Here is a 25,495-nt window from a genome sequence, read left to right as displayed (position 1 = left end):
CGCCGAAATTACGGCGTCACGCGGTCGGGGTCGCGCGGGAACAGGATGGCTTCCTTGATGTTTTCGAGGTCGGCGACCTTCTGGACGAGGCGGTCGATGCCCAGCCCGTAGCCGCCGTGGGGCGGGATGCCGAACCGGAACGCTTCGAGGTAGAAGTGGAAGTTCTCGGGGTCGGCTCCCTGCTCGTCCATGTACTGCTCCATCGTTTCGATGTCGTGTTCGCGCTGGCCGCCCGAGGAGAGTTCTTGGCCCTTGTAGATGAGGTCGAACTTCCGGGACGCGATGTCGTCGCCGGGCACGTCCTGCCTGTAGTAGAACTTCTCGTTGGGGTAGCCGACGACGAAGAACGCGGGGTGGCCCTGCTCTTCGAAGTAGTCGCCGAGCAGTTTCTCGCCCTTCGTGTCGAGGTCGTCGCTGTCGTCCGGGACGTGGTCGAACTCGGTAGCGAGGAGGTCGCGGGCCTCCTCGAAGGTGATGCGCGGGAAGTCCTCCGTCGGCACGTCGAGGTCAACGTCGAGGGCTTCCAATTCGTCCTGTGCGTGCTCGGCGACCTGCTCCAGCGCGTAGCGCAGCGACTCCTCCTGCACGTCCATCACGTCGTGATGGTCCTCGACGTAGGCCAGTTCCACGTCGAACATCGCAATCTCGGAGACGTGTCGAGAGGTGGCGAACGCTTCCGCGCGGAACGCGGTGCCGGTTTCGTAGATTTTGTCGAATCCGGCGGCCATCAGCATCTGCTTGTAGAGTTGCGGACTCTGGGAGAGGAACACCTCGTCGCCGTAGTAGACGACCGGGAACAGTTCGGCACCGCCCTCCGCACCCTCTTGGGAGATGAGTGGGGTGTCTACGTCCACGTAGCCTTCGTTGTCGAACCACTCCTCCATCGCGGACATCAGCTTCGAGCGCAGCGAGAAGATGGCGTAGGTCTCGGGCTTTCGGAGGTCGATAGCCCGGTTGTCGAGACGCGTCGAGAGGTCGGACTCGATGTCCTTAGCGACCTCCATCGGTAGGGGCGTGTCGGACTCGCTGATGAGTTCCATCTCGGTCGGGGCGAGTTCGACGCCGCCGGGGGCTTGGTCGCTGGCCTTCACGCGTCCAGAAATCTGCACTACGTCCTCCTTGTGGAGGTCCTGTGCGGCCTCGAAGAGGTCTTCGTCGTTCTCCTCCTTGAACACGACCTGTGTCTTCCCTTCGCGGTCGCGCACGATGACGAAGGTGAGTCCACCCAAATCTCGAATCTCGTGGACGTGCCCAGCGATAGAGACAGTCTCGCCGTCCTGTTCGGCAGTAATCTCGTCGGAATACGTTCGGTCTATCATGGCTCGAAGTTGCTACAGTATTTGTCCCGTCTCTCCCACACGTATTTATTCTCTCCGCTACAGACGCCCGGAGACCCCAGTACGGCCGGTCTCTCGGGTAGTCAGTCCGAACCGTTCGCTCGGCGACACCGATGCCGGACGCTTCTTTCGAGCGTTGCGGAGTCCGGAGAGAGCGAAGCTACCCTCGTAGTAAATCTTATAGTGCTATATGAAATACGCTATCGGCAATCTCGAACGCCGCTTTCGAACCCCGCAAGAATCGGCTTCTCGCCTCCGAACAGGTGGTCGTCGTCCGAGAGTGTTCAGCGTTACTCAGAACCAACCGTACGCAAACATTTTGCGGCGGTGTCGGTGCCTTCGGAAAATGGCGTTTCCGAACTTGCCGGACAAACATGGTGCGGAACCCTCGTCACGCCCGAACAGCATACCGAGTATCGCGCCTCGCAGGCGGGCGGTAACACCGCGAGAGACGTTCTCACTGGTACGTGGACGACGCTCTCGGAGCAGACGAACTGGTAAAATCAACTCAACTGCTCGCCGACGAGTTCGTCGGCGAGCGCGACGAACTCCGCTTCGGTCCCTTTCGGAACTGTCGCGCCCGCGGCGACGTTGTGCCCGCCGCCGTCGCCGCCGACGGCCTGCGACGCTTCGCGCATCACGACCGAGAGGTCCAGTCCCTTGCGCGTGAGGTTGGGGGTCCCGCGCGACGAGACCTTTACCTCCGTCACCTCGTCGTCGCCTGCTTCGCTCCCGTCGCTGTCCTCCGTTTTTTCGGCGAAAGCGATGATGGGCGTCCCGCGGTCGATGCCTTCGGAACCGACCGCCATCCCCGCGATGATGCCGACGATGGTCTCGCGGATGCGGTCCTCGGCGTGGAACCACTGGACGTTCTCCTCGCGGGTGACGCCCTCGCGCTTGACCAATTGAAGGCCCTCCGAGAGGTTCCGGCGGTGGTTCCGGAGCAGTTCGCGCGCGCAGTCGAGCGCGCCGTCGCGGTTGCCCAGACAGACCGCCAGTCCCACGTCGGCGCGCTCGTAGCGCGCCGTCGCGTTCAGGAGCGTCGAGAACTCGCTCACGTCTCGAAGTTCGGTCCCCTCGGGTTCGTCGGTGAGCGTGTAGGCGGTGCCGACCAGTCGGTCGATGCGGTCGGGGCTGACGCCCTTCGAGAGTGCGCGCTGGATGAGCGCGTTCGAGACGGTGCTTCGCTCGCTCTCGGTCAGGTCCACCCAACAGCGCCACTCGCCGTCGTCGTCCTTGAGTCGAACGTCGAGACCGTCCAAGAACCGCAGGACGCCGTTCTCGTTGTTCGTGATGCCGGGGATGCGGGTGTCGCTGGCGTACTCCAACATCTTCGGGAGCGGCCGGGTCTGCTTGCCGTACATCGACAGGTCTGTCCGCGCTTCTACGACGCCCGCGGCTTGGCCCTCCTCGACGATGGACTGGTTCGCGCCGACCAACTCGCCGTCGGTCGTCTGCATGTCGCCGACCGCGCCAACGACCGCGAGTCCGGCCAAATCGCGGTTGTCGCCGTTTCCGGATTCCAACGCGCGGGCGAGGACGTACGCCGCGCCAGCACCCGAGAGTTCCGACGACCCGTCGATGTCGAACAGCAGCGGGTTCAGGTGGAACTCGGTGTCGGGGTCGGCGGGTTGGTGGTGGTCGGCGATGACCGGCGTGAACGCGCCCGCCGCCTCGTGGTCCGCGATGATGTCCAACTGGCCGCTCCCAAAGTCGGTGAACAGCACCGTCTCGTAGTCGGTCGCCGCGATGGCCGCGACTTCCTCGGCGTCCAACTGCTTGCTGAAGACGGTCTTGAAGGGGATGCCCGCGCGTTCGAGCGCCGCCGACGCGATTGCGGCGCTCGTCAGTCCGTCGGCGTCGATGTGGGAGGCGAGCAACACCTCGTCGGCGTCCCGCAGTCGGTCGGCGCACGCGGCGGCGCGCTCTGCGAGGGCGGGGACGGGACCAGCGGAAGCCATTCGAAGCAAGGTAAGTCGCTATCGCTTATAAACCTCCGCGTCTCGGAGTGCCCGGATGTCGGTGGCGTCTCCGCACACGTCTGGCGAGTTCTACTTACGCGTTCGGTTGACTATCCACTCGCACGCTCGGTTGACCAGTTAGTCGGGCGCGTGCGGGCGTCTGCGCGAGCGGATGCGAGCGCATGGCTCGTCGGACGCGGGTTGTCCGACGGCGCGGCGCGCGACTGCGCGCCGCGCCCTTTCGCGCGAGGGAAGTCGGCCGCGGACGCGGCCGACGAGGTTGGGGAGGCGTGAGGTTCGTGGTTGCGGTGCTGTGCGGTTGCGGTGACTCCGTGGCTCAAGCCTGAAGCTAGCTTCTTCGGTTCGACCACGTTCTACAGTCTCGGAGGAAAACCAAGCTAGCTACTGCCGACGCCATTCAGGCCGCAACTTCACAGCACCGCGCCCCGAACTCCTCACAAGTGCGCGAGACCCCGAAAAAATAGTCTTCCTCCGGATTTCTCACTCGTGGTGGGTCGGCGCGGCTTCTTCCACAACCTCGCAGGCCAACTGCTCGAAGTCGGCCACCTCCGGAACCACGTCAACCTCGATGCTCTCGCTCTCGGCCGTCTCGCGGGTCGGGTCGCCGATAGCGCCGACGACGGCGTCGTTCAATCCTTCGACCGCCTCCTCGCGCACGCCGCGCTCGTCGGCGGCGTCCAAGAAGTGCGCCACCGTCAGCGACGAGGTGAAGAGGGCGGCGTCCAACTCGCCCTCCGCGGCGAGCGCGGCAGAGTCGCCCGACCCCTCGGGACGGACCAATCGATATAGCGTAGTTTCGTTTACGTCGGCTTCGGCGTCGCGGAGACCATCGGTCAGGACTGCGCTCCCGTGGTCGCTCCGGGCGACTTCGACTTCGGCTCCCTCGACTTCTCCGCTCAGGGTTTCGACCAGTCCGGCCGAGGTGTATTCGTCGGGGACGATGTCCACGTCGTACCCCGCGTCGCGGAGCGCGTCGGCCGTACTCTCGCCGATTGCGCAGACGGTCGCTCCTTTCGGGTCCCATCCGGACTCGGCGGCCAGTTCCACGCCGGTCTTGCTCGTCAGAATCACGTACTCGCCGTCGGCGGGCGCGTCGCCGGTCGGCCGGACTTCGAGCATCGGGTCGGCGACGGGGTCGGCACCGAGCGAGTCCAGCAGTTCGACTGCGCTGGCGAGGCGTTCGTCGTCCGGGCGGAAGACCGCGACGCGAACGTCTCGGTTCATTCGTCGCTCGTCTCCTCCCCTTCGCGCTTGGCCTCTCGCTCCTCGTCGTCGGCCTTCGCGTCCTCGATGAGGTCGTCGGCACCCCGCGCGGCGAGGTCCGCGGCGACCTCCTTGGCGGCCGAGACGTGGTTCTCGACCGGCACGTCCCGACTGGCCTCGATGACCTCCGAGCCGTCCTGCGAGAACACCTGCACGTCAACGTGGACGCTCTCGCCCTGAATCAGGCCGTGGACGCCCATCGGCGCGACGCAGCCGCCGCCTAGCTCTGCGAGAATCGTGCGCTCGACGGTCGTCTCGACTCGCGTTCGGGGGTGGTCGAGTACCGTGTTGATGTCGCCCGCGAGTTCGCTGTCGAGGGCCGTCACCGCGAGCGCGCCCTGCCCCGGCGCGGGCACGAACTCGCTCTTCGGCAGTTCGACGTAGTCTAAGTGGTGGGCCAGTCCGCTCCGTTCGAGTCCGGCCTGCGCGAGGACGATGGCATCGAAGTCAGTCTCGACCTCTCGCTCCAGCGCCCGGCGCTCGATTTCGGCGAGGTCGTTGAACCACTCTTCGACGGTGCGGTCGAACTCGCCCTCATATTTCTTCTTGTGGCCCTTCTGGGCCATCGCCTTGTTCGACTGCTTTTCCTTCTCGGCCTCGGTGCGTCGCTCGTGTTCGCGCTGGAGCGCGGGCGCGAGCAACTTTTCGGCGCGCGTATCCACGTTTCCGCGAAGCGGGACGACGTTCAGGTCGTCGCGGTGGTTCAGCAACTGGGCCTTCCGCCGGAGGCTGGAGGTGCCGACCGTCGCGCCCTCGGGGAGTTCGTCGAGCGTCGCGCCGTCGGGCGTAATCAGCACGTCGTTGGCGCTGGCGCGCTCGGGGATGCCCGCGACAATCAACTTGTCGGGACTCTCGGTCGGCATGTCTTTCATCGAGTGAATCGCGCCGTCGAGTTCGCCGTCCAGCACCTTCTCGTCCAGACTCCGGACGAACGCCCCGGTTTTGCCGAGTCGGTGGATGAGTTCGTCCTGAATCTCGTCGCCGGTCGTCTCCACTTCGACTAGTTCGACCGCGAACCGCCGGTCCTCCAAGGCCGCTTCAACCTCGCCCGCTTGCCGGAGCGCGAGGTCCGACCCCCGCGTTGCGAGGCGTATCTCGGTCCCGTGTTTGCTCATAGGAGAGGGTCGGCGTCGAAGGTTGAAACCACCTTCGCAACTCACCCCTACAAACCCCTCAATCATACCAAAAGTAATTCATATATCTAATTAATGGAAGAATACATAAGAAAAATAAGGGTATGTGGGGGTTTCTCCGTAATGGCGGAAGCAAACGGTGTTCAGCAACCCTTCGTGAACGTTCCTCCGAGATTAGATGGATTTTATTATCTATTAATTAAAATACTGCTAAAATAGGCTTAATAATTCGGGGAATGTCCAAGGCCTCAAGAACAAGTTCCACCCCTACTTCGAGTTAGTGGCAGAAGGAAAAGCAAACATCAATTCCCCTGTATCCGAGTTAACAAAAACTAAGTTCTGCTGAGAAAAGAGTTACTAACTAGCACACAGTAGAGTCACTATGCCTTTTACGCCGTTTCATTTAGGTATCGGATTGTGTCTCGGTTTACTCTGTTTCCGCTGGCTAGACTTCCCGACCTTTCTCATAGCGAATGTCATCGTAGATGCACGAGCAGTCTTGGTGTTTTTCGATTTTGTTTCCGGTTCAATTCACGGTTTCCTCCACACGTTCATTTTTGCAACGCTGTTAGCTGTCGGCCTTGCAACTCTCTCCTCAGTCTCGAAACCGACGTTGAATCGTGTCCTGCGTCCGTTGTTTTTGGCACAGCGACGGTCACTAACTCGAATCACTCTTGCCGCACTTATTGGCGTGTACGCTCATATCGTCCTCGATTCAGTGTTGTACACTGACATTAGTCCGCTCTATCCGCTTTCCGGGAATCCATTTCTCGGACTGCTTTCATCGGTCGAAGTCTATTTTCTCTGCGTTGTGGGGTTCGTCTTCGGCACCGGACTTTATCTCACGAAAGTCATCACCGAATGGAAAAATCTTGACGTGCCGCTGTGGGCACAATAACCGTCACAAATTGACATCCTCCCCGCTCTGAAGGGCGGGGTTTTAGCCTCGCATCTTCCATAACTCGTATTTCCCCACCACTTGCACAGATGAGATAGTCGAATCGGTTTGGGTCTTCGCCTGTCGCGCCAACAGTGATAAAGGACAGCAAGCAAGCAGTGACCTCAAAGTCTCACAGAACACGTCGTCGTGGAACCGATCTACTGATTCGTTCGACTCACCACGGCACGTCGGGCGTCCCGACGCGCTCGCGGCGCTCTCGCAGGTAGTAGACCGCGAACGGAACGTCAACCACGAACCCGGCGACGACGGGCCACGTCGGCGGGACTCCCACAAACAGCGCCGGAATCCCGGCGAGGACGAGGACGACCAGTCCGGGCGCGGCCAGAAGCGCCTGCCGCATCGGGTTCGGTGCCCACTTGCCGCTGGTCCGGTTCACGTAGTCGGCGTCCCGGTACACCGCCAGCGGGAAGTACGCCGTCAGGAAGGCGAATGGAACCCCGAGTGCGAGTAGCGAGAGGTTCACCACGTTCGCGCCGAACCCGAACGCCTCCCACGAGGACGCGACCGCTAGCCACGCGAGGGTCGCCAACCAGAGGACGAACGCCGCGGGGATAGCGGCCACCCAGTACCAGTGGTGCGAGCGGCGGCGTCTCACTCGGCCGCGACTCGTTCGTTCGCTGCTCATGTCGCCCCGTTGGGAGCGGAGCGATAAACCGGTGTCGCACCGCGAAACCCGGACGCTCGGGAGCGAGACGTTCGGAGCGTCGCTCGTCGCCCTACAGCGTCTCTTTGTACGCTTCCAGCGTCTCCTCTACGTCCGCCTCGGTGTGGGCGTAGCTGAGGAACTGCGACTCGTACTGGTTGGCGGTGAGGAAGACGCCCTGCTCGCGCATCGCGGGCCAGAAGAGCCGTTCCCACCGCTCGGTCTCGGCGGCGTTCACGTCGCCTTTGTTCTTCGGGCAGTAGTCGAACCGGGGGCAATCGGGGTCCTGTCGGCATCCTGCTTCACACTGGCCCGAGGAGTCGCGGGGACCGTCCCGTGTGAAGACGACCTTGAACATGCTGTCGTAGCCCGTGACGGTGTACGACGGAGCCTCGTCTTCGAGGATGTCGGCCAGCCCCGAGCGCAACTGGTCGCCGAGGTCCGCGAGGTAGTCGTACACGTCGTTGTCCGCGGCGTAGCGGAGCAGTTCGAGACCCGCAGTCAGCGATAGCGGGTGGCCCGAGTAGGTGCCCGCTTGGAACACGTCGCCGGTCGGCGTGAACGACTCCATGATTTCTGCGGGACCGCCGATTGCGCCGACCGGGAAGCCGCCGCCGATGACCTTGGCGAACGTCGTCAGGTCGGGCGTGACGCCGAACTTCCCCTGCGCACACTGGAGACCGCCGACGCGGAAGCCGGTCATCACCTCGTCGAAAATCAGGAGCGCGCCGTACTCGTCGGTTATCTCGCGGAGCGCGCCGAGGTAGCCCTCTACCGGACCCACCGACGCGCAGTTGCCCAGAATCGGCTCCGTGAGGACCGCCGCTATCTCGTCTCCGTGAGCTTCGAACACTTTTCGAACGGCCTCCGCGTCGTTGAACGGGACCGTAATGGTCTCCTCGGCGAACGATTGGGGGATTCCGGCGGAACTCGGCGACCCGGTGCCGCCCGTCTTGCCCTCCACGAGCGTCGATTCTTGGGCACCGTGGTAGCCGCCCTGCATCACGACGATTTTGTCCCGGCCGGTGTAGCCCCGCGCGAGGCGGACCGCGGAGGTGGTCGCCTCGGTGCCCGAATTGACGAACCGGAGCATATCGACGCTCTGGACGTGGCGCGCGATGAACTCCGCGAGTTCGACCTCGACTTCGGCGGGCGCGCCGTACATCGGCCCGTCCGAGAGTTGGGACTGAATCCGGGACTCGACCTCTTGGGGCAGGTCGTGGCCCAGAAGGAGCGGACCGTAGCCCATCACGTAGTCGATGTACTTGTTGCCGTCGGCGTCGATGACGTGCGCGCCGTCGCCGTGGTCCACGAAGAACGGGTGCGGGCGGACGGCTCGAACCGGGGAGTTGACCCCGCCGGGGAGGACCGAGAGCGCTCGGTCGTACAACTCGCGGGAGTTGGCGTCGTGCATGTTCCGAGGGTTCGGACTCCTGCGTGAAGTTCATTTCTGTCTCGGCGACCAGCTTCGAGCGCCGCCGAGAATTACGACAACTGTTATATCCCGACCGTGCTTCGGTTCGTTCAACGACATGGTCGATGCGCCACAGGAGCCACAAGAGAATCTGGACGAAGAACTCGACGACATCTCCGACGACCTCCAAGACGTGAAGACGGACGTTCGGGGTCTCATCGACCAACTCCGCGACCAGACCGACGCGCCGCTCCGTCTCGCGGTCCGGTTCAGCGGCGACGAGTCGGACGTACTCTTCGTCCGCGAGGACGTGCGCGAGCAGTACACCGACGACGAACTCGAAGAACGCATCGAGACCATCGTCATGAAGGGACTGGGCGACCCGCCGCGCGAGCGACCGCTGTTCGACTTCGGGACGCTCGACGCCACGATTCGATGGTACGAGAACGTGCAGGTCGCCCACTTCCCCTACCGGGAGTGGTCCGGACTGGCGTTCGTCTTCGACCGGCGCGAGTCGCCCATCGTGGACTTGGCGAAACAGCACCTCCAAGACGAGTAAGTCGGACCGCGCGGCGAAGCGCCCGCTCCGGCCTCAAAAGTCGGTCCACGTCTTCGGGCCGAAGTCGCCGCCCCGGACGCGCAACTCCTCGCCGTCGTCGGTCTCTCGGACCTCCACGAGCGCGTCGAACACCTGCATCAGTCGGTCGGCCGCCTGCCGGTCCCCGCGGACCGTATCGAGCGTGAACACGCCCGCGAAGCCGGAACTGGCGATGCGACCGGTGACGACGTGGAGGAACTGGTAGACCCGGCGCAGGTCAGCGTACATCAACACCGGCGACAGCGAGTCGAAGCCGAGTCTGGCGCGCTGTAGGTCCTCGCGGTGGTAGAACTCTTGCATGAATCCCGAGAGTTCGATACCGATGCCGGTCAGGTCGCCGGGGTCGGCGACGTATCGGACCGTCTCGGTCTCCCGGACGGTCTCGACCGACCGCCCCTTGCTCACGCAGTCCACGAACCGAAGGTCCCACGCCGCGGCGTCGTACCGCCGGTCGAACGCCTGCTTGAGTCTGGCCGCGCTCAGTTTCGTCGTCGCAAGAATGGCCCCTCGGTCGGGGGTGTCCAGCAGTTCGAGCATCACCTCGCGCTTCCGCGTGAACGGCTCTCCGGCGACGAGGACGTTCGTCTCGTCGTCGAGCGATTCGGGCGACACGGGCATCACGCCACCGGTCTCGGCGTCGGACACTGTTACCGGAACGTCCGCGGGACGAGGTTATAAAACTGGTACGTCCGACTTCGTCTCCTCGGTGTCGAGTTCGGGAGACTGGAGGGTGTCCGATTCGACTCCGGTCAGAGTTCGCGGTGTAGGTAGGCTCCGAGTGCGCCGCCGAGCGCCCCGGCACCGACGAGATAGAGCGTGACGAGGACGAAGAGTAGGAGGGCGAAGAGACTACTGAGCGCGAGAACGGGGTTCGCGCCGATAAGGAGGACGCCAGCGACGAACCACACGAAGAGGAAGGCCGGAATCGTGGCTATCGCGCCCGAGATGGCACCGACCTTCGCGCTCTCCGCGAGGTCGGTCCCCTGTAGGTAGCCCGCGACGCCGCCGCCGACGATAGCTGCGAACGGGAGCGCTGGTGCGGTGACGACGGTGGCGACCGCTCCGACGAGAGCGTTCATCAGGGTAGTGGCGTCGTCGGGCGGGCGCTCGTCGGGCGGGCGCTCGTCGGCGGCGGGAGGACGGTCCGCGGACCGGGCGGTGGTCTGTTTCTCGACCATATCGAGTCTTGCCAGCGCGACAGGTTATATGTTGGCCGTCGGGGCGCTACACCGCCTCAGTGCCGCGAACCCCGGTCCGGACCTGACAGGCGTCCTCGACCGGGATGATGAATATCTTGCCGTCGCCGGGTTCGCCGGTGTCGGCGGCCTCGCGGATGGCCTCGACCACTTCGTCGGCGGGCACGTCGGCGACGACGCACTCGATTTTCACCTTCTGGTGGAGGTCCACGGTGTACTCCTCGCCGCGCCACTGGCCGGTCTTGGCGGGTTGGCTTCCGCGGCCCGAGACGTTCGTGACCGTGAGACTCGGCGCGCCGACCTGCGCCAGCGCGGTCTTCACGTCGCCGAGGCGGTCGGGGCGGACGACGGCCGTGACCATCTTGATGCCCCCCGCGTTGGGCAGGTCGCCAGCGCCGTCAGCGCGCAGTCCCGACCCGTCGGCCCGGACAGCGGTTCCCTCCACGTCCGGGCCGCCGAACTCGGGGTAGGTGTCCACGCCGTGTTCCGTGATGTCGAGACCCTCGCGCTCGTGTTCGCTGCTGACGCGGGCCTGTCCGAGGAGCTTCAGGATGCCGAAGACGAACCCGGTCGCGGCGACCGTCCACAGCGCGATAACGCCGACGCCAGCGGCCTGCGCGACGAAGCTGACCTCGTAGCCCGGAACGGCGAAGAACGGGAACGCGAGCGCCCCGAGGACGCCCGCCGAGCCGTGAACCGGGAAGACCGCGCACACGTCGTCGATTTTGAGCTTCCGCTCCACGAACTCGAAGACGACGGGCAACTGCCCGCCAGCGAGCAGGCCGACGACCAGCGCGCCGGTCCACGTAATCGCGTTCGTGTTACTGGTGATACCCACCAGCCCCGCCAACATCCCGTTGGCGACGTAGAGCGTGTCAACTTTCTCGGTCTTGATAAGCGAGACCGTCGAGGCCCCGATTGCGCCCGCGGCCATGCCGAGCGTGGTCGTCAGCGCGACGCGGCCCACCGTGTCGGCGAATGCGGCAAGCGCGAGTTCGCCGTTCTCGACGACGAAGACGCTCGCGGCCGTGCCGACGTTGAAGCCGTACCAGCCGAAACAGAGGATGAGCGTCCCGAGGACTGCGAACGTCACCGAGTGACCGGGAATGACGTTGACCGACCCGTCGTCGTCGTCGTAGCGGTCCATCCGCGGGCCGAGAATCCACGCCGCCGTCAGGCCCGCGATGCCGCCCATCCCGTGGACGATCATGCCGCCCGCGAAGTCCTGAAAGCCCGGTCCGATTTCGGTCAGGAAGCCGCCAGCCCACGTAACGCCGGTGACGACCGGGTAGATGACTGCCGACAGCAGGACGGTGTAGGTCACGTAGGCCCGGAGCTTCGCGCGACCGGCGACCGCGCCCGAGACGATAGTCGCCGCCGTCATGGCGAACACCGCGCCGAAGAGCCAGCCGATCCACGAGTCCGACCCGCCCGAGACGTAGGCGAAGGGGTCGGCGCTCCCGCCGACGACCGACGAGATGCCCGCGCCGATGAGGAAGTAGACCAGCACGCCGACGCTCCACGTCAGCATGTTCTTGGTCAACTGGTTGGCGACGTTCTTTGACCGGACCTGCCCGGCCTCCAGCATGGCGAAGCCCGCGTGCATGAAGAAGATGAGGAAGGTCACGGTCAGGACCCAGACGTGGTTGACCCCGCTGGCTATCGGGTTGGGGTCCACCTGCATGAGTGCGTCTATCACGACTCTCCCTCCGTCGGCATTACCACCAAATCGTCTGGACGACTGTTCAGGAATATCTCGAATTCTTCTGGTTTCGTGTGTTCGGTCACGATATAGTGTGACGGCAAAGCAGTACATAAGAGTAAGTGTTGATATTCTATAGAATACTGGGTTTTCGGTAGACGGTCGTCCGATTTACAATCGGATAATATCGATATAAGGTTGTATTCCGTCCAGAAAGCGAACGCTCGACCACTCGATTTCCGGACGTTCGTTGCCCGGCGTCGTCGGATGGGACGCAGTACCGTGGGTCGGGGTGCGCGCGAGAATTCGAGGTTTTCCGGGTCGAACGCGTCTCAATCGAGGTTCGAATCTTCGAACGCCGTTCCGCGTCGTTGCTCTACGAACCGAAGCATCAGTTCGGTCATCTGGAACGGGTACTTCGGAAAATCGTCTCTGTCCACTGTCGTCTCACACTCCGGTGGTTCGTGGAAGTGGTCGTCGTCGTTGTGGTCGTTTGGGTGGCGGTCCCACCGACATCGGTAATCGTCCGCTTTCCGCTCCCAGCGTTCTCGATACGTCACGAAGAAGTTCCCGTTTGCCAGCACCTCGAACTCGACGGACACTCGCCGAACTTCTCTGGGGTAGTAGTCGGCGTCGAGATTAATGACTACTTTGTTCGGTTTCTCTTGCGGTCGGACGGAGACACCCGTTACCCAGTTTATATCCCGCCACTCGTCGGCAATGTCACGCATTACCCGGTCGTCAACTGATTTGCGACCTCTCGACACTACTTCGACTATATAGCCTACTTTTTGTAAATGTATTCATTCCGAAATCCGAAGTCGCTCTTCGGAGGTTTCGCTCCCCGGAGCACTTGACCCGAGGTCGAGCTTGTCCCGGAGTGCGGCCACCACGTCGTCCATTCGGTCGCGGACGCTCTGCCACCGCCGAACCTTCTCGGCGGACTCACCCGCGTTTTCATATCCCTCTTCCAGCATACTGGCGCTCGCAGGTGAGTCCGCACCCAGTTCCTCGGCGAACCGCTCGTCTTCCGCGGCGAGTTCGCTCAGCGTCTCCTGTAGTTCGTCAACGGACTGCTCTTGCCGTAGCGAGTCGATTCTGAGCCAGTCGAAGTACGACTCGTTTCGGACGAACACGTCGGGGTTGGTTCCCGTCCGAACGAGGACGTTCCAGTTCTCGAAGTGGTGTAGATACTTGCGCGCGGTTTCCTTCGATACGTCGGCGTCGTCCGCGATTTCCGCCACCGGCGTCTCCTCGGTCAGGTTCGGAACGAGCATCGACACGCGCTCCAGCGCGCTTCGGTTCTCCATCTTCGCTCGGTAATCTTCCACGGGAGAGGAAACGGACTCCCCGTGACTCTTTTCGACCATTACAGAACTATTTGAGTTACTACTTATTATATTTTGTGCTGGCAAAATCCGCCGTTACCGACGGCGCTACGACGCCGCAACGACCTCGGAAAAGAGCATTCTTCCACGGGGCGAAACCGCCGACTTAGAGCTTCGCCGCAACGTCCTCGGCGAAGTAGGTCAGAATTAGGTCGGCACCCGCGCGCTTGATGGACAACAACGACTCCATCGCCACCGCTTCGAGTTCCAGCCATCCCTTCTCGCTGGCGGCGTGGAGCATGGCGTACTCGCCGCTGACGTTGTACGCCGCGATTGGGTGGTCGAACTCCTCGCGGAGGTCGGCCACGATGTCGAGATAGGGGAGCGCGGGCTTGACCATCAGCACGTCCGCGCCCTGTTCCACGTCGAGGCGGACCTCGCGCATGGCCTCCCGGCGATTCGCGGGGTCCATCTGGTAGTGTCGTCGGTCGCCGAACGCGGGCGCACCGTCCGCGGCGTCCCGGAAGGGTCCGTAGAACGCCGACTCGTACTTGGCGGCGTAGCTCATTATCGGCACGTCCGGGAAGCCCGCGCCGTCGAGCGACTCCCGAATCGCGGCGACCATCCCGTCCATCATGCCGGAGGGCGCGACCATGTCCGCGCCCGCCTCGGCGTGGGAAGCGGCGATTCTCCCGAGCAGGTCCAGCGTCTCGTCGTTCTCCACGGTGAGTCGCGCTTCGCCCTCCGCGGCCCCTCCTTCCAGCACGCCGCAGTGGCCGTGACTCGTGTACTCGCAGAGGCACACGTCGGTAATCACGTAGGCGTCGGTCTCACTCGTGACGCGGCGCGTCGCCTCCTGTACGACGCCATCCTCGGCCCACGCGCGGGTCCCCTGCTCGTCTTTCGACTCCGGAATCCCGAAGAGCATGACCGCTTCGACGCCGGTCTCCCGGACTTCCTCGACGCGCTTGACGGCCTGTTCGACCGGGACGCGTTCGTGGCCCGGCATCGTCTCGATGGGTACTCGCTCGTCGGTCGTCGCGTCCACGAAAACGGGCGCGATGAGGTCGCTGGCGTCCACTTCGGTCTCGCTGACCATCCCGCGGATTCCGTCCCGCCGGAGGCGGCGGGGCCGGTCTGTGAGGTCCATGCCGGGACTTGCGTCGCGGGTCTCAAAACCGCGTCGCTCGCGGCGGCTCGCTCGCGCTGGTCCGCCCGCTCGCGCCGATTCGCCCGGCACACCGGACGCGGCCACTCAGCCGGGGTCACAACGCATTTAGCACGTCCAATCGATACCACACTCACGAATGCTGTCCCCGCTCGCCTCAGTCGCCGCCGACGTGCCCGTTACGCTCGGCGTCGCAGGCCTACTCGCAGGCGTACTGCTGTCGAACGCGACCGAACCCGGCACGGTTCGGGAGTTTCTCGCCGACAACGGACTCCTCATGCTGACGGTCGGTATCGTCCTCGCGGCGGTGGTCGGCGTGGGGTTGTTCTTCATCGGCAACGAGGAACTGGCCCGGCAGTGGCTCGACCAGTACGGCCTGCTCGCGCTCTTTCTCATCCTCATTTTGGAGGGCGCGATGTTGCTGTACTTCGCGCCGAGCGAGAGTCTGGTCCCTCTCGGCGTCACCCTGCTGGCGGAGTCGGCGACCGACTACGCCAGCATCGCGGCGGTCATCGGCGTCGCAGTCGTCGGCGCGACCATCGGCCAGTACGCCCTCTTCCTGCTGGCCAAGCGCGGCGGCCGGGAGTACCTGCTCGAAAAGCGCTGGTTCCGAATCGACGAGAGCCAACTCGACCGCTTCGACGGGTGGTTCCAGCGCTGGGGCCGCGTCGTCGTTCCGGTGAGCAACGCTCTGCTGTTCACTCGCGGGATGCTCACGGTCCCGGCCGGGTTCGCGGAGATGGACGACGCGGAGTTCGTCGTCCTCTCGGCGCTCGGCACGCTCGTCTTTCAGACGTGGCTCGCGGCCGCCGCGCTCTACGCCGTCGAGGTGGGCTTCCTCGGGTTCCTCTGACCGACGCTCCGTGATTTCTCCGGCGTCGAAACCTCTCCGGCTATCTGGTGGCGTTTCCCCAGAAAGCGAGAGGCGTCAGACCTAACAACTCACGGTCCGTACGTTGATTCGCGCTCGCGTGCCGACTTCATCGCGTGCCATGCTCTGAACTTCGCGCGAGCGCATTCTGCCGCGATGGGTGCGGCAGTCTTTTTCGTTTCAGCACGCTTCGGGCCGAGTCCGTCCGTTACGTAAAAGTAGGAAAACGAGCGACGAGACGAGCGATTAGTCCGCCGCGACTTCGACCTGCTCTTTCTGACCGATGGCTTCGACCAGCAGTTCCGACACGTCCACGATTTCGATGTCGTCCTCGTAGCCGCCGGTCTTCCGGCCGTCCTCGTACATCGTCATGCACATCGGGCAGGCGACGACGAACTTCTCGACGCCGCTTCCCGAATCGGTGTCGTTGAGGGCTTCGCGGAGGCGTTCCTCGCTCGGCTTGGGGTCCTCCTCAAAGTCCATCCAGAGGCCGCCACCGCCGCCGCCACAGCAGAACGAATCGTCGCGGTTGCGGGGCATCTCGTCCAGCTCACAGCCCGTCGCTTTCACGATTTCGCGGGGAGCCTCGTACTCGTCGTTGTACCGGCCGAGGTGACAGGGGTCGTGGTACGTGACGGTGTAGTCGAGTTCGGTCCCCGAGAGACCGAGTTCGCGGAACAGGTTTTCGACGACCTGGGTGTAGTGGAACACGTCGTCCTCGGTCCACTCACACTCCTCGAACTCCGGATACTCGTTCTTGAAGGTGTTGTAGCTGTGGGGGTCCGTACAGACGATTTTGTCGTAGTCGCAGTTCTGGATGGCCTCGGCGTTGTCCTCGACCAGCATCTCGTAGAGACCTTCCTCGCCGACGCGGCGCACGTCGTTGCCGTCGGCCTGCTCGTCGTCGTAGAGGATGCCGTACTCGACGCCGGACTCTTCGAGAATGGTCGCCAGCGAGCGAGCGACCAACCGATTCCGCTCGTCGAAACTTGGGTAGTCGCCGACGTACCAGAGATATTCGACCGATTCCTCGCGGGCGTCGGGAATCTCGAAGTCGAGTTCGTCGGCCCAGTCGGGACGCTTGCGCTGGGGTTCGCCGAACGTGTTGCCGTTCTGGAACACGTTCATCATCGCGTCTTGAACGTTTTTGTCCATCTGGCCCGACTCGGTGAGTCGGCGGTTCATCTGCGTGAACTGCTCGACGTGTTCGATTTCGACCGGGCAGGCGTCCATGCACGCCATGCAGGACATACAGGACTCCATCGTCTCCGAATTGATGACCGAGGCACCACCGTCGGCGATGATGTCTTTCTCCTCGGTGCGGCCCGCGTCCAAGTCCTCGCGGTACTGTTTCAGGTCGAGAATCACGTCGCGGGGGTCGAGCGGTCGGCCCGAGGCCTTCGCCGGACAGACCGACGAACACCGGCCGCACTTGGTACAGGCGTCGTGGTCCAGCAGTTCTTTCCACGTAAAGTCCTCGATGGACCCGTGGCCGATTTCCTCGGGACTCGCGTCCTCGGGCACGCCCGGCAGGCGCTTGCCCGCCTTCTCGTCGCGCGCGACGACGTTGGCGAAGCTCGAAATCATGTGGAACGGCTTGGCGTAGGGAACCGCAGCGACGAACGCCAGCGCCAGAATCGCGTGAGACCACCAGATAGCGGGGTAGGCAGCTTCCGCCATCGCAGGAGTGACGCCCGCGACTTCGAGGATGTCGTAGAGGAACCATCCGACGAAACTGACCGTCTCGAACGAAACGTTGCGGGTCGCGCTCGTCCCGAGAATGCGGACGCCCTCGGTGACGTAGCCGCCGACGCCCAGCAGGAAGAGGCTCCAGACGAACAGGTCATCCTCCGTCGAAGTGTGCTTGCCCCAGAGGCGACCCTCCTGCACCCAATAGCGCCGATAGATTGCCATCCCGACGCCGACGACGAACAGCAGACCCATCGCGTCCATCACCAGTGAGTACGAGAGATAGAACGCGCCATCGAAGAACGAGGGCTGACCGAGCGCCTTCGTCCAGATGTCCATGTCGATGGCCAGAATCGTCGTTCCGATAAGCAGGGTCAGGAAGCCCCAAAAGATGAACGCGTGCATCAAGCCCGCGTAGAGGTCCCTGTCGAACTGCTTTTGATTCGAAAAGACGATTTTGGTCGCCGAAACGATGCGCCCCGCCAGATTGTCGAGGCGGTCGAACCACGAGTCGGTCCCACCCGCGTAGGTGGCGAATCGCTCGTAGACCCCGACGGCGAAGATGGCCATCGCCACCGCCGCGAGGTAGTAGAAGATGGCCTCACCGAAGTGGCCGATCTTCCAGAACGTCGGGCGGGTGGCCTCGCTCCCCGCCTGCGCCAGCACAAATTTTGCCATGTTGTACACGGGGAAGACGATTCGCTTAAGTTTTACCGACTCAGGCCACTCCCCCGGCCGAAAACTGACTCGAAGTTTATCGTTTAGACCAACGCCCACATCAACAACGCCACACTCGCCGCGACCACCGGAGCGTCGGTCCGTGAGAACGCCAGCGGCGGGAGCGTCGGGTTCCACGCGAAACACCGCGCCTGGAGCGCGAGCGCGAACCGGTCGGCCCGCGAGAGCGCCCGTGCCAGTCCCGAAATACCGATTCGCTGCATCCGGGCGACCAGCGACTGCTGGTCGCCCAGTCGCGCGGCCGAGGCGTCCCGAATCCGCCGGAGGTCGGCCTGTAGGACCGGCAGAAACCGGAAGACGAACCCGACGCCCATGCCGAGCAGTTGCCCGGCCTTTCCGGGGACGAGACGCTGAATCGCCGCCCGCGAGTCCCTGACGGGCGTCGTTCGGAGGTAGGCCGCGCTCACGAACAGGACGAGGACGACCCGATAGCTAGCGAGCAGAGTGTCGAATCCGGCGTCCCACTGAATCCACGGCGGGCCGAGCGTCGCCGCTGAGAAGAGTGGCCCAGCGAGCAGAAACGGGAAGACAAACCGGTACTCGTACAGCGCCGTGCGGGCCGACAGTCCCGACGCCGCGAGGACCGCGACGACGACCGCGGTCAGCGCGAGCAGGCCCCGCGGGGTCGTGTGCGCGAACGCCGCGACCGCGAACGCGACCTGAAAGGCGAGTTTGCTCCGGGGGTCGAGACCGTGAGCGAACGAGTCGCCGGGGCGATAACTCAACGTCACCGTTCTTTGTGACCCTCCCGCGGCGGCACGCGAATCCCGAGTTCGGGAAGGCGCTCGCGGGCGTCAGCGGGCGGGGCGTCCACGGCTATCTGCCCGTCCGCGAGCGCGACGATTCGGTCCGCGAGATCGAAGGCGTCCCGCAGGTCGTGGGTCACGAGGACGACGCCCGTGCCCGACTGCTTCAGGCTTCGCAACTGCTCGACCACCGACTCGCGCGCTGGCGCATCGAGTCCCGTGAACGGTTCGTCCAGCACGAGGTGGTCGGGGTCCATCGCCACGGCCCCCGCGATGGCGACGCGCTCGCGCTCGCCGCCCGAGAGTTCGTCGATTCGCTCCTTGTGCCTGCCCGCCATGTTCACCGCGGCGAGTGCGTCCTCGACGCGGCGGTCTATCTCCTCGCGGGCGAGTCCCAGATTCTCGGGACCGAACGCCACGTCCGCGCCGACCGTCGCCGAGACGAATCCGTCGCGGGGTTGCTGGAACACCATCCCGACGCCGGTTCGGGCCGCCACGAGGTCTTCGGCGACCGGCGTCCCGTCAACCAACACTTCGCCATCGTCCGGTTCGAGCAGGCCGTTGAAGTGCCGGACGAGCGTGGATTTGCCCGACCCGTTCGCGCCCGCCAGCAGGACGAACTCGCCGTCCGCGATGGACAGCGAAACGCCATCGACTGCCGGGGCCGCGTCTTCGCTCCCGTACCGGTGGACCACGTTTCGAGTTTCTATCATGGAGTCGTCCCCGTCGCGCTACTCGGCGACGATTTGGTCGCTCCGGACGACGCCGACCGCGGCCGCGATTTTGAACGCCTCGGCGGGGATGAACGCGGCCGCTCCCGCGAGGAACGCCTCTTGAAGTCCCATGTTGAGGACGAGCGACATGCCGACCACGCCGAAGGCGTAGATGACCGCGGTCCCGACGACCATCGCGCCGACGAGTCGCGGGATGCTCCGAGGAACGGAGTCTCGGAGTCGGAGACCGCCGTGGGCGACTGCGCCGACGACGAACGCCGCGACGGGGTACGACCAGAGGTAGCCTCCGGTCGGCCCGAGGAGCGCCCCGGCGCCCGCCGACCCGCCCGCGAACACCGGCGCGCCGACCGCGCCGGTCAGCAGGTACAGTCCCATCGAGAGACCTCCCCAGCGCGGCCCGAGCAGGAGTCCGGCGAGGAAGACGCCGAGGACCTGCATGCTCACCGGCGCTGGCGAGAAGGGATTCGGGAACGAGACGTACGCCAACGCTCCGGTGAGCGCGGCCAGCAGGGCCGCGCGCGCGACGTTCTCGGCGGTCGCTTCGCCGACTAACTCGACCGAGGCCGTGTCCGTACTCATACTCCTCCGTGGTCCGTCAACTGGAAAGAGGGCTTCGGTTGACAGCGCTCGCGCGCCGCGCTCCCCGCCGCCACGTTTTTATATTACCGCCACGACCCACCCACATCGTAGAATAATGGACGAGAAGACAGAGGAACTCCGGGACATCTTCATGGATGTCACCGACGAATCCACCGTCACCGAGAGCCAAGCGGAGACGCACGGCTCGCTGAGTTCGGAGACGGCCATCGACGAGCGTCTCGAAGACGTAGTCGGGCGAATGCGCGACCGCTACGACTTCGGGACGACGCTCTCCGACGAGGACCTCGTGACCGTCGTCCGCCGCTTCTACGCGGACGACTCCGACGCCGAAATCGCCCGCGAACTCGGTGACGCCTCGCTCGGGAAGACGGTCGCCCGCGCCCGCATCGACCTCCACCTCGTGCGCGACGCCGACGAGGACGCCCCGTTCGACATGGACGCCCTCCGGGACCTCCTCGACGCCGACGCCTCGACCGCCGAGTGCGCCGACGAACTCGACGTGAGCGAATCGACGGTCCGGCGCTACCGCAGCGTCGTCGAGACCCAACAGGAGCGACGCACTGTCAACGACCGATTCCGTAACGAGTTCGAGACAATTCTACAGGACGGCGACCTCTCCGAGCGACTGACCGAGGGCGTCGAACAGGACGGGTTGGACGACGCGACCGAGGGGATGGAGACGAACGTCTCATTCTAAACGACCTTTTGCTGCGCTCGGTCGCGTCTGAGCCTCCGGCTCAGACGCTCCCTCGCTGGCAAAAGCTCGACCAAAAACCGGCGTCACCGCCTCAGTCGGTCCTCACTCCGTTCGGACGCTCTTTCGACGGTCCCTTGGTCCGCTCGCTTCGCTCGCGGTGAACCGCGCTCGCGGTGCTCGCGCGGACGCTCGTCGTGTGTCGGTGTTTCCGTGGGGCGTTCGCTGGTGGTTGGTCAGCGGGGCGTCCGCTGGTGGATTGTGGCACCGAGTGCCCGCTGGCGGTTGTTCGGCGGAGCGCCTGCTGGCGGTTGGTCGGCCGAGCGTCCGCTCGCGCCCTCGTTTCACTCGGTCGCTCGCTGGCGACTCGTCACCGTGAGCAATATTTTCCGTTCTCTCCCAACGGCGTAGTTGGTCAAGATTTATCCCCGAAGCCGGGACGAACCGTTCCCGTGTCGAAGATTCCGTTCAGCGAACTCGAAACCGCGGCCTACTGCCCGCGGAAGTTGTACTACCGTCGGCGCGAGGACGACTTCGAGGTGCCCGACGAGGTGGCCGAGCGCCGAGACCTCGCGTTCCGGTACGGCGACCTGCTCGCGGGTCCCGATGACGACCTCGCTGACCTGCCGCTGGCAGTCTCGCCCGACGAGTTCCGGTCGAATTTGGAGTACGCTCGTCGGCGCTTCGACGCCGCGTGGCCCGAGATTCGGGACCCGAGCGAGCGCGAGCGCCTGACCGAGGGCAAGGACTGCCGGGGCGTCGTCCACAAGGTCCTCTCGCTCGACGCGCCCACGCCCGCGATGGTCTTCACTGGCGACCCGCCCGAACAGGGCGTCTGGGAACCCCAATCGGTCCGGGCCGTCGCCGCCGCGAAGGCGCTCTCGTGGGCGTTCGAGCAGTCGGTCGAGCGCGCGTTCGTGGAGTACCCCGCCCACGGCGTCGTTCGGGAGGTGCGCATCGACACCCGCCGGAAGGCGGCCTATCGGACCGCGGTGAACGCCGTGCGGTCGCTCGACGGCCCGCCGCCGCGCCTGACGAGCGACGCCAAATGCGACGCCTGCGACTATCGCGCGGAGTGCGGCGTCAAAACCCGGTCGTTGCGGTCGCTACTGGGCCTCTGAGCCGTCGTTCGCGTCGAGCCATGACCGCACCTCGTCGGCGTTCGGTCCCTCGCGCACGATGGTCTCCGCTTCGACGTTCACGACCGTACTCCCCGTGCCGCCGGTCTCCCCGCCGTCGAGGACGACCGCCGCCGCGTCCCGAATCTCGCTGTCGAGGTCGGCGGGTCGGGTCGCGCTCGGTCGCCCGCTCACGTTCGCGCTCGTGGCCGTGACGGGCGCGACCTCGCGCAGAAGCGCGAGCGCGACCTCGTGGTCGGGCACGCGAACGCCCACCCGCGAGCGCCCGCTGGTCAGTGCGTCCGGAACCGCCTCGCGCTTCTCGCAGAGGACGGTGACGGGACCAGGCAGGAACTCGCGCATGAATCGCTCTTCACGGTCGGTCACGCGGACGTACGCCAGCGCCGACTCTACGTCGGGGACCCCAAGCGAAACCGGCTTGTCGCGCGACCGGCCCTTCGCTTCGAAGACGCGCTCGACCGCTGTCTCGCTCAGTGCGTCCGCGCCGAGACCGTACACCGTCTCGGTCGGGTAGACGACAAGTTCGCCGTCACGAATCGCGTTCGCCGCTCGTTCGATTGGCTCGGTCATGGGGCTATCTCGGGAACCTGCGGAAAAAAGCGTAGCGTCTGTGGCCGCTCAGTAGAACGCGCTCGGGACGCCGGTGGCCTGCACCGCCGCGTCGCCGTCGTAGTACGAGCGCTTGTTGTTCCAGTTGGGGTCTCACACTCGGAACTCACCGTACTCTCCGGCGTTATCTCGACTCGATGGCGTCCTCGACTTCGTCGTAGTCGGGGAAGTCGGGCCACTCCTCGGCGACCCACGCGTACTCGACGGTTCGGTCCTCGTCTAGCAGGAAGACGGCGGGTCGAGGTTCGCTCACACCCGCCATCCCGTCGAGGTCGTTGACGATGCCGTACTCCTCGGCGACGCCGTTCTGCGGGTCCGAGAAGAGTCGGTAGTCGATTCCGCGCTCCTCGATGAGTTGCTTGTGCGCGTAGGGGTCCGAGATAGAGAGACCGACGACAGTGAGTTCGCCCTCGCTCGCGGTTTCACCGCTCGCATCCGAGGCGCGTTGCGCCTCGCTACCCAACTCACGGTCCCCAATCTCGTTCCACATGTACGTCGCGGGAAACGCTCCATCCATCGTGAAGAAGACGAGCAGGACCGGTCCCTCGTCGGTCAACTCCGAGAGCGCGGCGTCGGCCCAGAACTCGTCGTTGACCAGCGGTCGGGTGAAGTCCGGCGCAGTGTCGCCCTCGGCGACGTGGTCGGTATCTGGCAGGGAAACGACCTCGAAGTCCACCATCAGTCGTCGCCTCCCGCGGAAGCCGCCTCGGCACCGTCGCCGTACGTGTTCTCCACGTATTCCACGATGTTTGCGCTCTCGCTCATCGTGACGCCCGTGTTCTCGTCCACGATGGCCGGGACGGTCCGCTTACCCGAAATTCGCTTGACGACGTTTCGGTCGCTGTGCATCGGCTCCACGAAGCGCGACTGGTAGTCGAGGTCGTACTCCTGGAGCTTCCGGACCACGCGCTCGCAGAACGGACACGCCTGCAAGCGGTACAGCGTAATCGCCGACCCGCCGGTCGCTGACTGGCTCATACCCATTTGTTGGGTCGAATCGCTGGTAAGGTCTTCGCTCGCGGCAGTCTCACGTCATCTCGGAGGAAAAGAATAAAGAGTTAATCCCGTCCACTATCAAGTTGGGTTGTCGAATGGTGCCACTCCCGATGTATACGGTCGCGTCTATGGGACTGACCCCGCTAGCGCAAGTGTTAGGCTTCGAGGTCACGGAAGAGATGATTACGTGGGGGGGAACGCTCACCATCGTCGTCCTCATCGGTCTCTCGGCCTTTTTCTCCTCCTCGGAGATTGCGATGTTCTCCATCGCAAAGCATAGAATTGACGCGCTCGTGGACGACGGCGTCCCCGGATCCGAGACCGTCGCGGCACTCAAGTCGGACCCGCACCGGTTGCTCATTACCATTCTCGTGGGCAACAACATCGTCAACATTGCGATGTCCTCGATAGCGACAGGCGTCCTCGCGCTTCACATGGCACAGGGTCAGGCAGTCGCCGTTGCCACCTTCGGTATCACGGCTATCGTTCTCCTGTTCGGCGAGAGCGCTCCGAAGTCCTATGCCGTCGAGAACACCGAATCGTGGGCGCTCCGCATCGCCCGCCCGCTGAAACTGTCGGAGTACGTCCTCCTCCCGCTGGTCGTCCTCTTCGACTACCTCACGCGCGTCGTCAACAAGGTGACCGGCGGTCGGTCGGCCATCGAGACATCCTACGTCACCCGCGATGAGATTCAGGACATGATCGAGACCGGCGAGCGCGAGGGCGTCCTCGAAGAGGACGAGCGCGAGATGCTTCAGCGCATCTTCCGGTTCAACAACACCATCGCCAAGGAGGTCATGACTCCGCGCCTCGACATGACGGCGGTGCCCCAGACCGCGACCATCGAGGAGGCAATCGAGACGCTGGTCCAGAGCGGCCACGAGCGCGTTCCCGTCTACGAGGGAAGCCTCGACAACGTCATCGGCGTCATCCACATCCGCGATTTGGTCCGGGAACAGACCTACGGCGAACACGACGAACTCGAACTCGACGACGTTATTCAGCCAACCCTCCACGTCCCCGAGAGCAAGAACGTGGACGAACTGCTGGCCGAGATGCGCGAGAACCGCATGCAGATGGTCATCGTCATCGACGAGTTCGGCACCACCGAGGGGCTGGTCACGATGGAGGACATGGTGGAGGAAATCGTCGGCGACATCCTCGAAGGCGAGGAAGAAGAACCCATCGAGTACGTGGACGACGAGACCATCATCGTGCAGGGCGAACTCAACATCGACGAGGTCAACGAGGCGCTGGACATCGAACTCCCCGAGGGCGAGGAGTTCGAGACCATCGCCGGGTTCATCTTCAACCGCGCGGGCCGACTTGTCGAGGAGGGAGAAGACATCACCTACGACGGCGTTCGCCTCCACGTCGAACAGGTCGAGAACACCCGCATCATGAAGGCTCGCGTGACGAAACTCGACGCCGCCGAGCGCGCCGAAGCCGAACCGGACGAAGAGTCCGAGTTCGAGAACGGCGTCGAGACGGAAAGTTGAGCTACGAGTCGTACTTTACACCGACCCATGGACTGTCGAGAAACGCTCTCTCACGTACTCGATAGGATTGGTCGTTTCCGGCGAACGTGGCTTCAACGATACTGGTGGGTCTCCGTTCTCTTCGGCTTTACAGTTGTTTTTGGTGCTGTCGGGCTTATCATGATTGACGAAGCGTGGTATTTTGGGATGGAGAAAGCGTTTCGTTTTGACCGTCTGGCGAAGGACGCGACGACGACGGACGAGCGGGTCGGATTTCAGGTGGCCGCAGGGGGTTCGAGGGGAATTGCAGGTATGTACAGCGCTGTCGCTGCTGCGTGCTTTTCGTTCATTTCGATTGTAGTCGGATGGGCCGGTCTGCTCTATTCGATTCGGTCGTCGAACTCGTCATCGGTGACTGTCCGGGTCGATACTGACGTGACTGAGTCAGCTAATGCGGACGAAACTCGATCAAAACG

General features: G+C 64.1%; 26 protein-coding genes. 7 read left to right on the top strand and 19 right to left on the bottom strand.

All coding sequences use genetic code 11. From position 1 onward, the window contains the following. Positions 1-8: 8 nt before the first annotated feature. The 4 genes from aspS to hemC all read right to left on the bottom strand — a co-directional run bounded on the left by aspS (position 9) and on the right by hemC (position 5,697). On the bottom strand, positions 9-1,319 hold the full coding sequence (gene aspS / locus EP007_RS06805; protein WP_128476937.1) for an aspartate--tRNA(Asn) ligase: 1,311 nt from the start codon (positions 1,317-1,319) through the stop codon (positions 9-11). 521 nt (positions 1,320-1,840) lie between these two features. Continuing rightward, positions 1,841-3,298 carry a single-stranded-DNA-specific exonuclease RecJ gene (locus EP007_RS06800; RefSeq protein WP_128476936.1) on the bottom strand — a complete coding sequence of 486 codons (1,458 nt, stop codon included), beginning with the start codon at positions 3,296-3,298 and terminating at the stop codon, positions 1,841-1,843. 501 nt (positions 3,299-3,799) lie between these two features. Continuing rightward, positions 3,800-4,543 carry a uroporphyrinogen-III synthase gene (locus EP007_RS06795; RefSeq protein WP_128476935.1) on the bottom strand — a complete coding sequence of 248 codons (744 nt, stop codon included), beginning with the start codon at positions 4,541-4,543 and terminating at the stop codon, positions 3,800-3,802. Next, entirely contained in the window at positions 4,540-5,697 is a 1,158-nt protein-coding gene (gene hemC / locus EP007_RS06790) for a hydroxymethylbilane synthase (protein ID WP_128476934.1), read from the bottom strand. Before hemC ends, EP007_RS06795 begins: the two co-directional genes overlap by 4 nt. A gap of 93 nt (positions 5,698-5,790) precedes the next feature. Between hemC and EP007_RS17355 the strand changes: the two genes are divergently transcribed. Beyond that, positions 5,791-5,934 (top strand): hypothetical protein, encoded by a 144-nt coding sequence (locus tag EP007_RS17355; RefSeq protein ID WP_166035468.1) that lies wholly within the window; start codon positions 5,791-5,793, stop codon positions 5,932-5,934. Between the two features lie 163 nt (positions 5,935-6,097). Then, positions 6,098-6,613: a metal-dependent hydrolase gene (locus EP007_RS06785; RefSeq protein WP_128476932.1), complete on the top strand. Its 516-nt coding sequence runs from the start codon at positions 6,098-6,100 to the stop codon at positions 6,611-6,613. A gap of 217 nt (positions 6,614-6,830) precedes the next feature. Here the strand turns inward: EP007_RS06785 and EP007_RS06780 are convergent, their stop codons facing one another. Then, on the bottom strand, positions 6,831-7,301 hold the full coding sequence (locus EP007_RS06780; RefSeq protein ID WP_128476931.1) for a hypothetical protein: 471 nt from the start codon (positions 7,299-7,301) through the stop codon (positions 6,831-6,833). A 91-nt stretch (positions 7,302-7,392) separates the two neighbouring features. Continuing rightward, positions 7,393-8,733 carry a glutamate-1-semialdehyde 2,1-aminomutase gene (hemL, locus tag EP007_RS06775; protein ID WP_128476930.1) on the bottom strand — a complete coding sequence of 447 codons (1,341 nt, stop codon included), beginning with the start codon at positions 8,731-8,733 and terminating at the stop codon, positions 7,393-7,395. 118 nt (positions 8,734-8,851) lie between these two features. Between hemL and EP007_RS06770 the strand changes: the two genes are divergently transcribed. Next, a complete protein-coding gene (locus tag EP007_RS06770; RefSeq protein WP_128476929.1) occupies positions 8,852-9,292 on the top strand; it encodes a hypothetical protein in 441 nt (146 codons plus the stop codon). 33 nt (positions 9,293-9,325) lie between these two features. Here the strand turns inward: EP007_RS06770 and EP007_RS06765 are convergent, their stop codons facing one another. The 6 genes from EP007_RS06765 to hemB form a co-directional block, all read right to left on the bottom strand. Continuing rightward, entirely contained in the window at positions 9,326-9,976 is a 651-nt protein-coding gene (locus EP007_RS06765) for a DUF7504 family protein (RefSeq protein WP_128476928.1), read from the bottom strand. A 104-nt stretch (positions 9,977-10,080) separates the two neighbouring features. Then, on the bottom strand, positions 10,081-10,509 hold the full coding sequence (locus tag EP007_RS06760; protein ID WP_128476927.1) for a DUF5518 domain-containing protein: 429 nt from the start codon (positions 10,507-10,509) through the stop codon (positions 10,081-10,083). Positions 10,510-10,555: 46 nt separating this feature from the next. After that, positions 10,556-12,211 carry an ammonium transporter gene (locus EP007_RS18155; protein WP_128478531.1) on the bottom strand — a complete coding sequence of 552 codons (1,656 nt, stop codon included), beginning with the start codon at positions 12,209-12,211 and terminating at the stop codon, positions 10,556-10,558. A gap of 350 nt (positions 12,212-12,561) precedes the next feature. Beyond that, entirely contained in the window at positions 12,562-12,960 is a 399-nt protein-coding gene (locus EP007_RS06750) for a hypothetical protein (RefSeq protein ID WP_128476926.1), read from the bottom strand. 72 nt (positions 12,961-13,032) lie between these two features. Continuing rightward, positions 13,033-13,599: a DUF7342 family protein gene (locus EP007_RS06745; RefSeq protein WP_128476925.1), complete on the bottom strand. Its 567-nt coding sequence runs from the start codon at positions 13,597-13,599 to the stop codon at positions 13,033-13,035. A gap of 124 nt (positions 13,600-13,723) precedes the next feature. Further along, on the bottom strand, positions 13,724-14,707 hold the full coding sequence (hemB, locus tag EP007_RS06740; RefSeq protein ID WP_128476924.1) for a porphobilinogen synthase: 984 nt from the start codon (positions 14,705-14,707) through the stop codon (positions 13,724-13,726). 295 nt (positions 14,708-15,002) lie between these two features. Between hemB and EP007_RS06735 the strand changes: the two genes are divergently transcribed. After that, on the top strand, positions 15,003-15,578 hold the full coding sequence (locus EP007_RS06735; RefSeq protein WP_208023597.1) for a DedA family protein: 576 nt from the start codon (positions 15,003-15,005) through the stop codon (positions 15,576-15,578). A gap of 264 nt (positions 15,579-15,842) precedes the next feature. On the opposite strand, the gene EP007_RS06730 is transcribed toward EP007_RS06735, so the two are convergent. From EP007_RS06730 to EP007_RS06715, 4 genes are all read right to left on the bottom strand, one after another. Next, a complete protein-coding gene (locus EP007_RS06730) occupies positions 15,843-17,963 on the bottom strand; it encodes a heterodisulfide reductase-related iron-sulfur binding cluster (RefSeq protein WP_128476922.1) in 2,121 nt (706 codons plus the stop codon). 83 nt (positions 17,964-18,046) lie between these two features. Then, positions 18,047-18,754 carry an energy-coupling factor transporter transmembrane component T family protein gene (locus EP007_RS06725; RefSeq protein WP_128476920.1) on the bottom strand — a complete coding sequence of 236 codons (708 nt, stop codon included), beginning with the start codon at positions 18,752-18,754 and terminating at the stop codon, positions 18,047-18,049. Next, the gene (locus EP007_RS06720; RefSeq protein WP_128476919.1) at positions 18,751-19,482 is read right to left on the bottom strand and encodes an energy-coupling factor ABC transporter ATP-binding protein; all 732 of its coding nucleotides are present in this window, start codon (positions 19,480-19,482) and stop codon (positions 18,751-18,753) included. Before EP007_RS06720 ends, EP007_RS06725 begins: the two co-directional genes overlap by 4 nt. An 18-nt stretch (positions 19,483-19,500) precedes the next feature. Beyond that, positions 19,501-20,082, bottom strand: a complete 582-nt coding sequence (locus EP007_RS06715) for a biotin transporter BioY (protein ID WP_128476918.1) — start codon at positions 20,080-20,082, stop codon at positions 19,501-19,503. Positions 20,083-20,197: 115 nt separating this feature from the next. On the opposite strand from EP007_RS06715, the gene EP007_RS06710 reads away from it, so the two are divergent. Both EP007_RS06710 and EP007_RS06705 read left to right on the top strand, forming a co-directional pair. Further along, entirely contained in the window at positions 20,198-20,800 is a 603-nt protein-coding gene (locus tag EP007_RS06710) for a conditioned medium-induced protein 4 (protein WP_128476916.1), read from the top strand. 449 nt (positions 20,801-21,249) lie between these two features. Continuing rightward, complete coding sequence (locus tag EP007_RS06705) at positions 21,250-21,918, top strand: CRISPR-associated protein Cas4 (protein ID WP_128476915.1); 669 nt, start codon at positions 21,250-21,252, stop codon at positions 21,916-21,918. On the opposite strand, the gene EP007_RS06700 is transcribed toward EP007_RS06705, so the two are convergent. From EP007_RS06700 to EP007_RS06690, 3 genes are all read right to left on the bottom strand, one after another. Then, a complete protein-coding gene (locus tag EP007_RS06700) occupies positions 21,904-22,506 on the bottom strand; it encodes an L-threonylcarbamoyladenylate synthase (RefSeq protein WP_128476914.1) in 603 nt (200 codons plus the stop codon). The two genes, EP007_RS06705 and EP007_RS06700, sit on opposite strands and share 15 nt — an antisense overlap. A 163-nt stretch (positions 22,507-22,669) precedes the next feature. Beyond that, positions 22,670-23,224 carry a redoxin domain-containing protein gene (locus tag EP007_RS06695; RefSeq protein ID WP_128476913.1) on the bottom strand — a complete coding sequence of 185 codons (555 nt, stop codon included), beginning with the start codon at positions 23,222-23,224 and terminating at the stop codon, positions 22,670-22,672. Then, positions 23,224-23,523 (bottom strand): glutathione S-transferase N-terminal domain-containing protein, encoded by a 300-nt coding sequence (locus tag EP007_RS06690; protein WP_128476912.1) that lies wholly within the window; start codon positions 23,521-23,523, stop codon positions 23,224-23,226. Before EP007_RS06690 ends, EP007_RS06695 begins: the two co-directional genes overlap by 1 nt. Before the next feature lie 146 nt (positions 23,524-23,669). On the opposite strand from EP007_RS06690, the gene EP007_RS06685 reads away from it, so the two are divergent. Further along, the gene (locus EP007_RS06685) at positions 23,670-25,040 is read left to right on the top strand and encodes a hemolysin family protein (RefSeq protein WP_243700459.1); all 1,371 of its coding nucleotides are present in this window, start codon (positions 23,670-23,672) and stop codon (positions 25,038-25,040) included. Positions 25,041-25,495: the final 455 nt, after the last annotated feature.

This window comes from Halorussus pelagicus, assembly GCF_004087835.1.
In the GTDB taxonomy this organism is placed as follows: Archaea; Halobacteriota; Halobacteria; order Halobacteriales; family Haladaptataceae; genus Halorussus; species Halorussus pelagicus.
Note: the sequence above shows the minus strand (reverse complement) of the source record. Positions and strands in the feature narration are given on the sequence as shown.

Excerpts from the sequence above, each read along its gene's own strand:
- aspS (WP_128476937.1), bottom strand. The coding sequence starts at position 1,319 with ATGATAGACCGAACGTATTCCGACGAGATTACTGCCGAACAGGACGGC.
- EP007_RS06800 (WP_128476936.1), bottom strand. The coding sequence starts at position 3,298 with ATGGCTTCCGCTGGTCCCGTCCCCGCCCTCGCAGAGCGCGCCGCCGCG.
- EP007_RS06795 (WP_128476935.1), bottom strand. The coding sequence starts at position 4,543 with ATGAACCGAGACGTTCGCGTCGCGGTCTTCCGCCCGGACGACGAACGC.
- hemC (WP_128476934.1), bottom strand. The coding sequence starts at position 5,697 with ATGAGCAAACACGGGACCGAGATACGCCTCGCAACGCGGGGGTCGGAC.
- EP007_RS17355 (WP_166035468.1), top strand. The coding sequence starts at position 5,791 with ATGGAAGAATACATAAGAAAAATAAGGGTATGTGGGGGTTTCTCCGTA.
- EP007_RS06785 (WP_128476932.1), top strand. The coding sequence starts at position 6,098 with ATGCCTTTTACGCCGTTTCATTTAGGTATCGGATTGTGTCTCGGTTTA.
- EP007_RS06780 (WP_128476931.1), bottom strand. The coding sequence starts at position 7,301 with ATGAGCAGCGAACGAACGAGTCGCGGCCGAGTGAGACGCCGCCGCTCG.
- hemL (WP_128476930.1), bottom strand. The coding sequence starts at position 8,733 with ATGCACGACGCCAACTCCCGCGAGTTGTACGACCGAGCGCTCTCGGTC.
- EP007_RS06770 (WP_128476929.1), top strand. The coding sequence starts at position 8,852 with ATGGTCGATGCGCCACAGGAGCCACAAGAGAATCTGGACGAAGAACTC.
- EP007_RS06760 (WP_128476927.1), bottom strand. The coding sequence starts at position 10,509 with ATGGTCGAGAAACAGACCACCGCCCGGTCCGCGGACCGTCCTCCCGCC.
- EP007_RS18155 (WP_128478531.1), bottom strand. The coding sequence starts at position 12,211 with ATGCAGGTGGACCCCAACCCGATAGCCAGCGGGGTCAACCACGTCTGG.
- EP007_RS06750 (WP_128476926.1), bottom strand. The coding sequence starts at position 12,960 with ATGCGTGACATTGCCGACGAGTGGCGGGATATAAACTGGGTAACGGGT.
- EP007_RS06745 (WP_128476925.1), bottom strand. The coding sequence starts at position 13,599 with ATGGTCGAAAAGAGTCACGGGGAGTCCGTTTCCTCTCCCGTGGAAGAT.
- hemB (WP_128476924.1), bottom strand. The coding sequence starts at position 14,707 with ATGGACCTCACAGACCGGCCCCGCCGCCTCCGGCGGGACGGAATCCGC.
- EP007_RS06735 (WP_208023597.1), top strand. The coding sequence starts at position 15,003 with ATGCTGACGGTCGGTATCGTCCTCGCGGCGGTGGTCGGCGTGGGGTTG.
- EP007_RS06730 (WP_128476922.1), bottom strand. The coding sequence starts at position 17,963 with ATGGCAAAATTTGTGCTGGCGCAGGCGGGGAGCGAGGCCACCCGCCCG.
- EP007_RS06720 (WP_128476919.1), bottom strand. The coding sequence starts at position 19,482 with ATGATAGAAACTCGAAACGTGGTCCACCGGTACGGGAGCGAAGACGCG.
- EP007_RS06715 (WP_128476918.1), bottom strand. The coding sequence starts at position 20,082 with ATGAGTACGGACACGGCCTCGGTCGAGTTAGTCGGCGAAGCGACCGCC.
- EP007_RS06710 (WP_128476916.1), top strand. The coding sequence starts at position 20,198 with ATGGACGAGAAGACAGAGGAACTCCGGGACATCTTCATGGATGTCACC.
- EP007_RS06700 (WP_128476914.1), bottom strand. The coding sequence starts at position 22,506 with ATGACCGAGCCAATCGAACGAGCGGCGAACGCGATTCGTGACGGCGAA.
- EP007_RS06695 (WP_128476913.1), bottom strand. The coding sequence starts at position 23,224 with ATGGTGGACTTCGAGGTCGTTTCCCTGCCAGATACCGACCACGTCGCC.
- EP007_RS06690 (WP_128476912.1), bottom strand. The coding sequence starts at position 23,523 with ATGAGCCAGTCAGCGACCGGCGGGTCGGCGATTACGCTGTACCGCTTG.
- EP007_RS06685 (WP_243700459.1), top strand. The coding sequence starts at position 23,670 with ATGGGACTGACCCCGCTAGCGCAAGTGTTAGGCTTCGAGGTCACGGAA.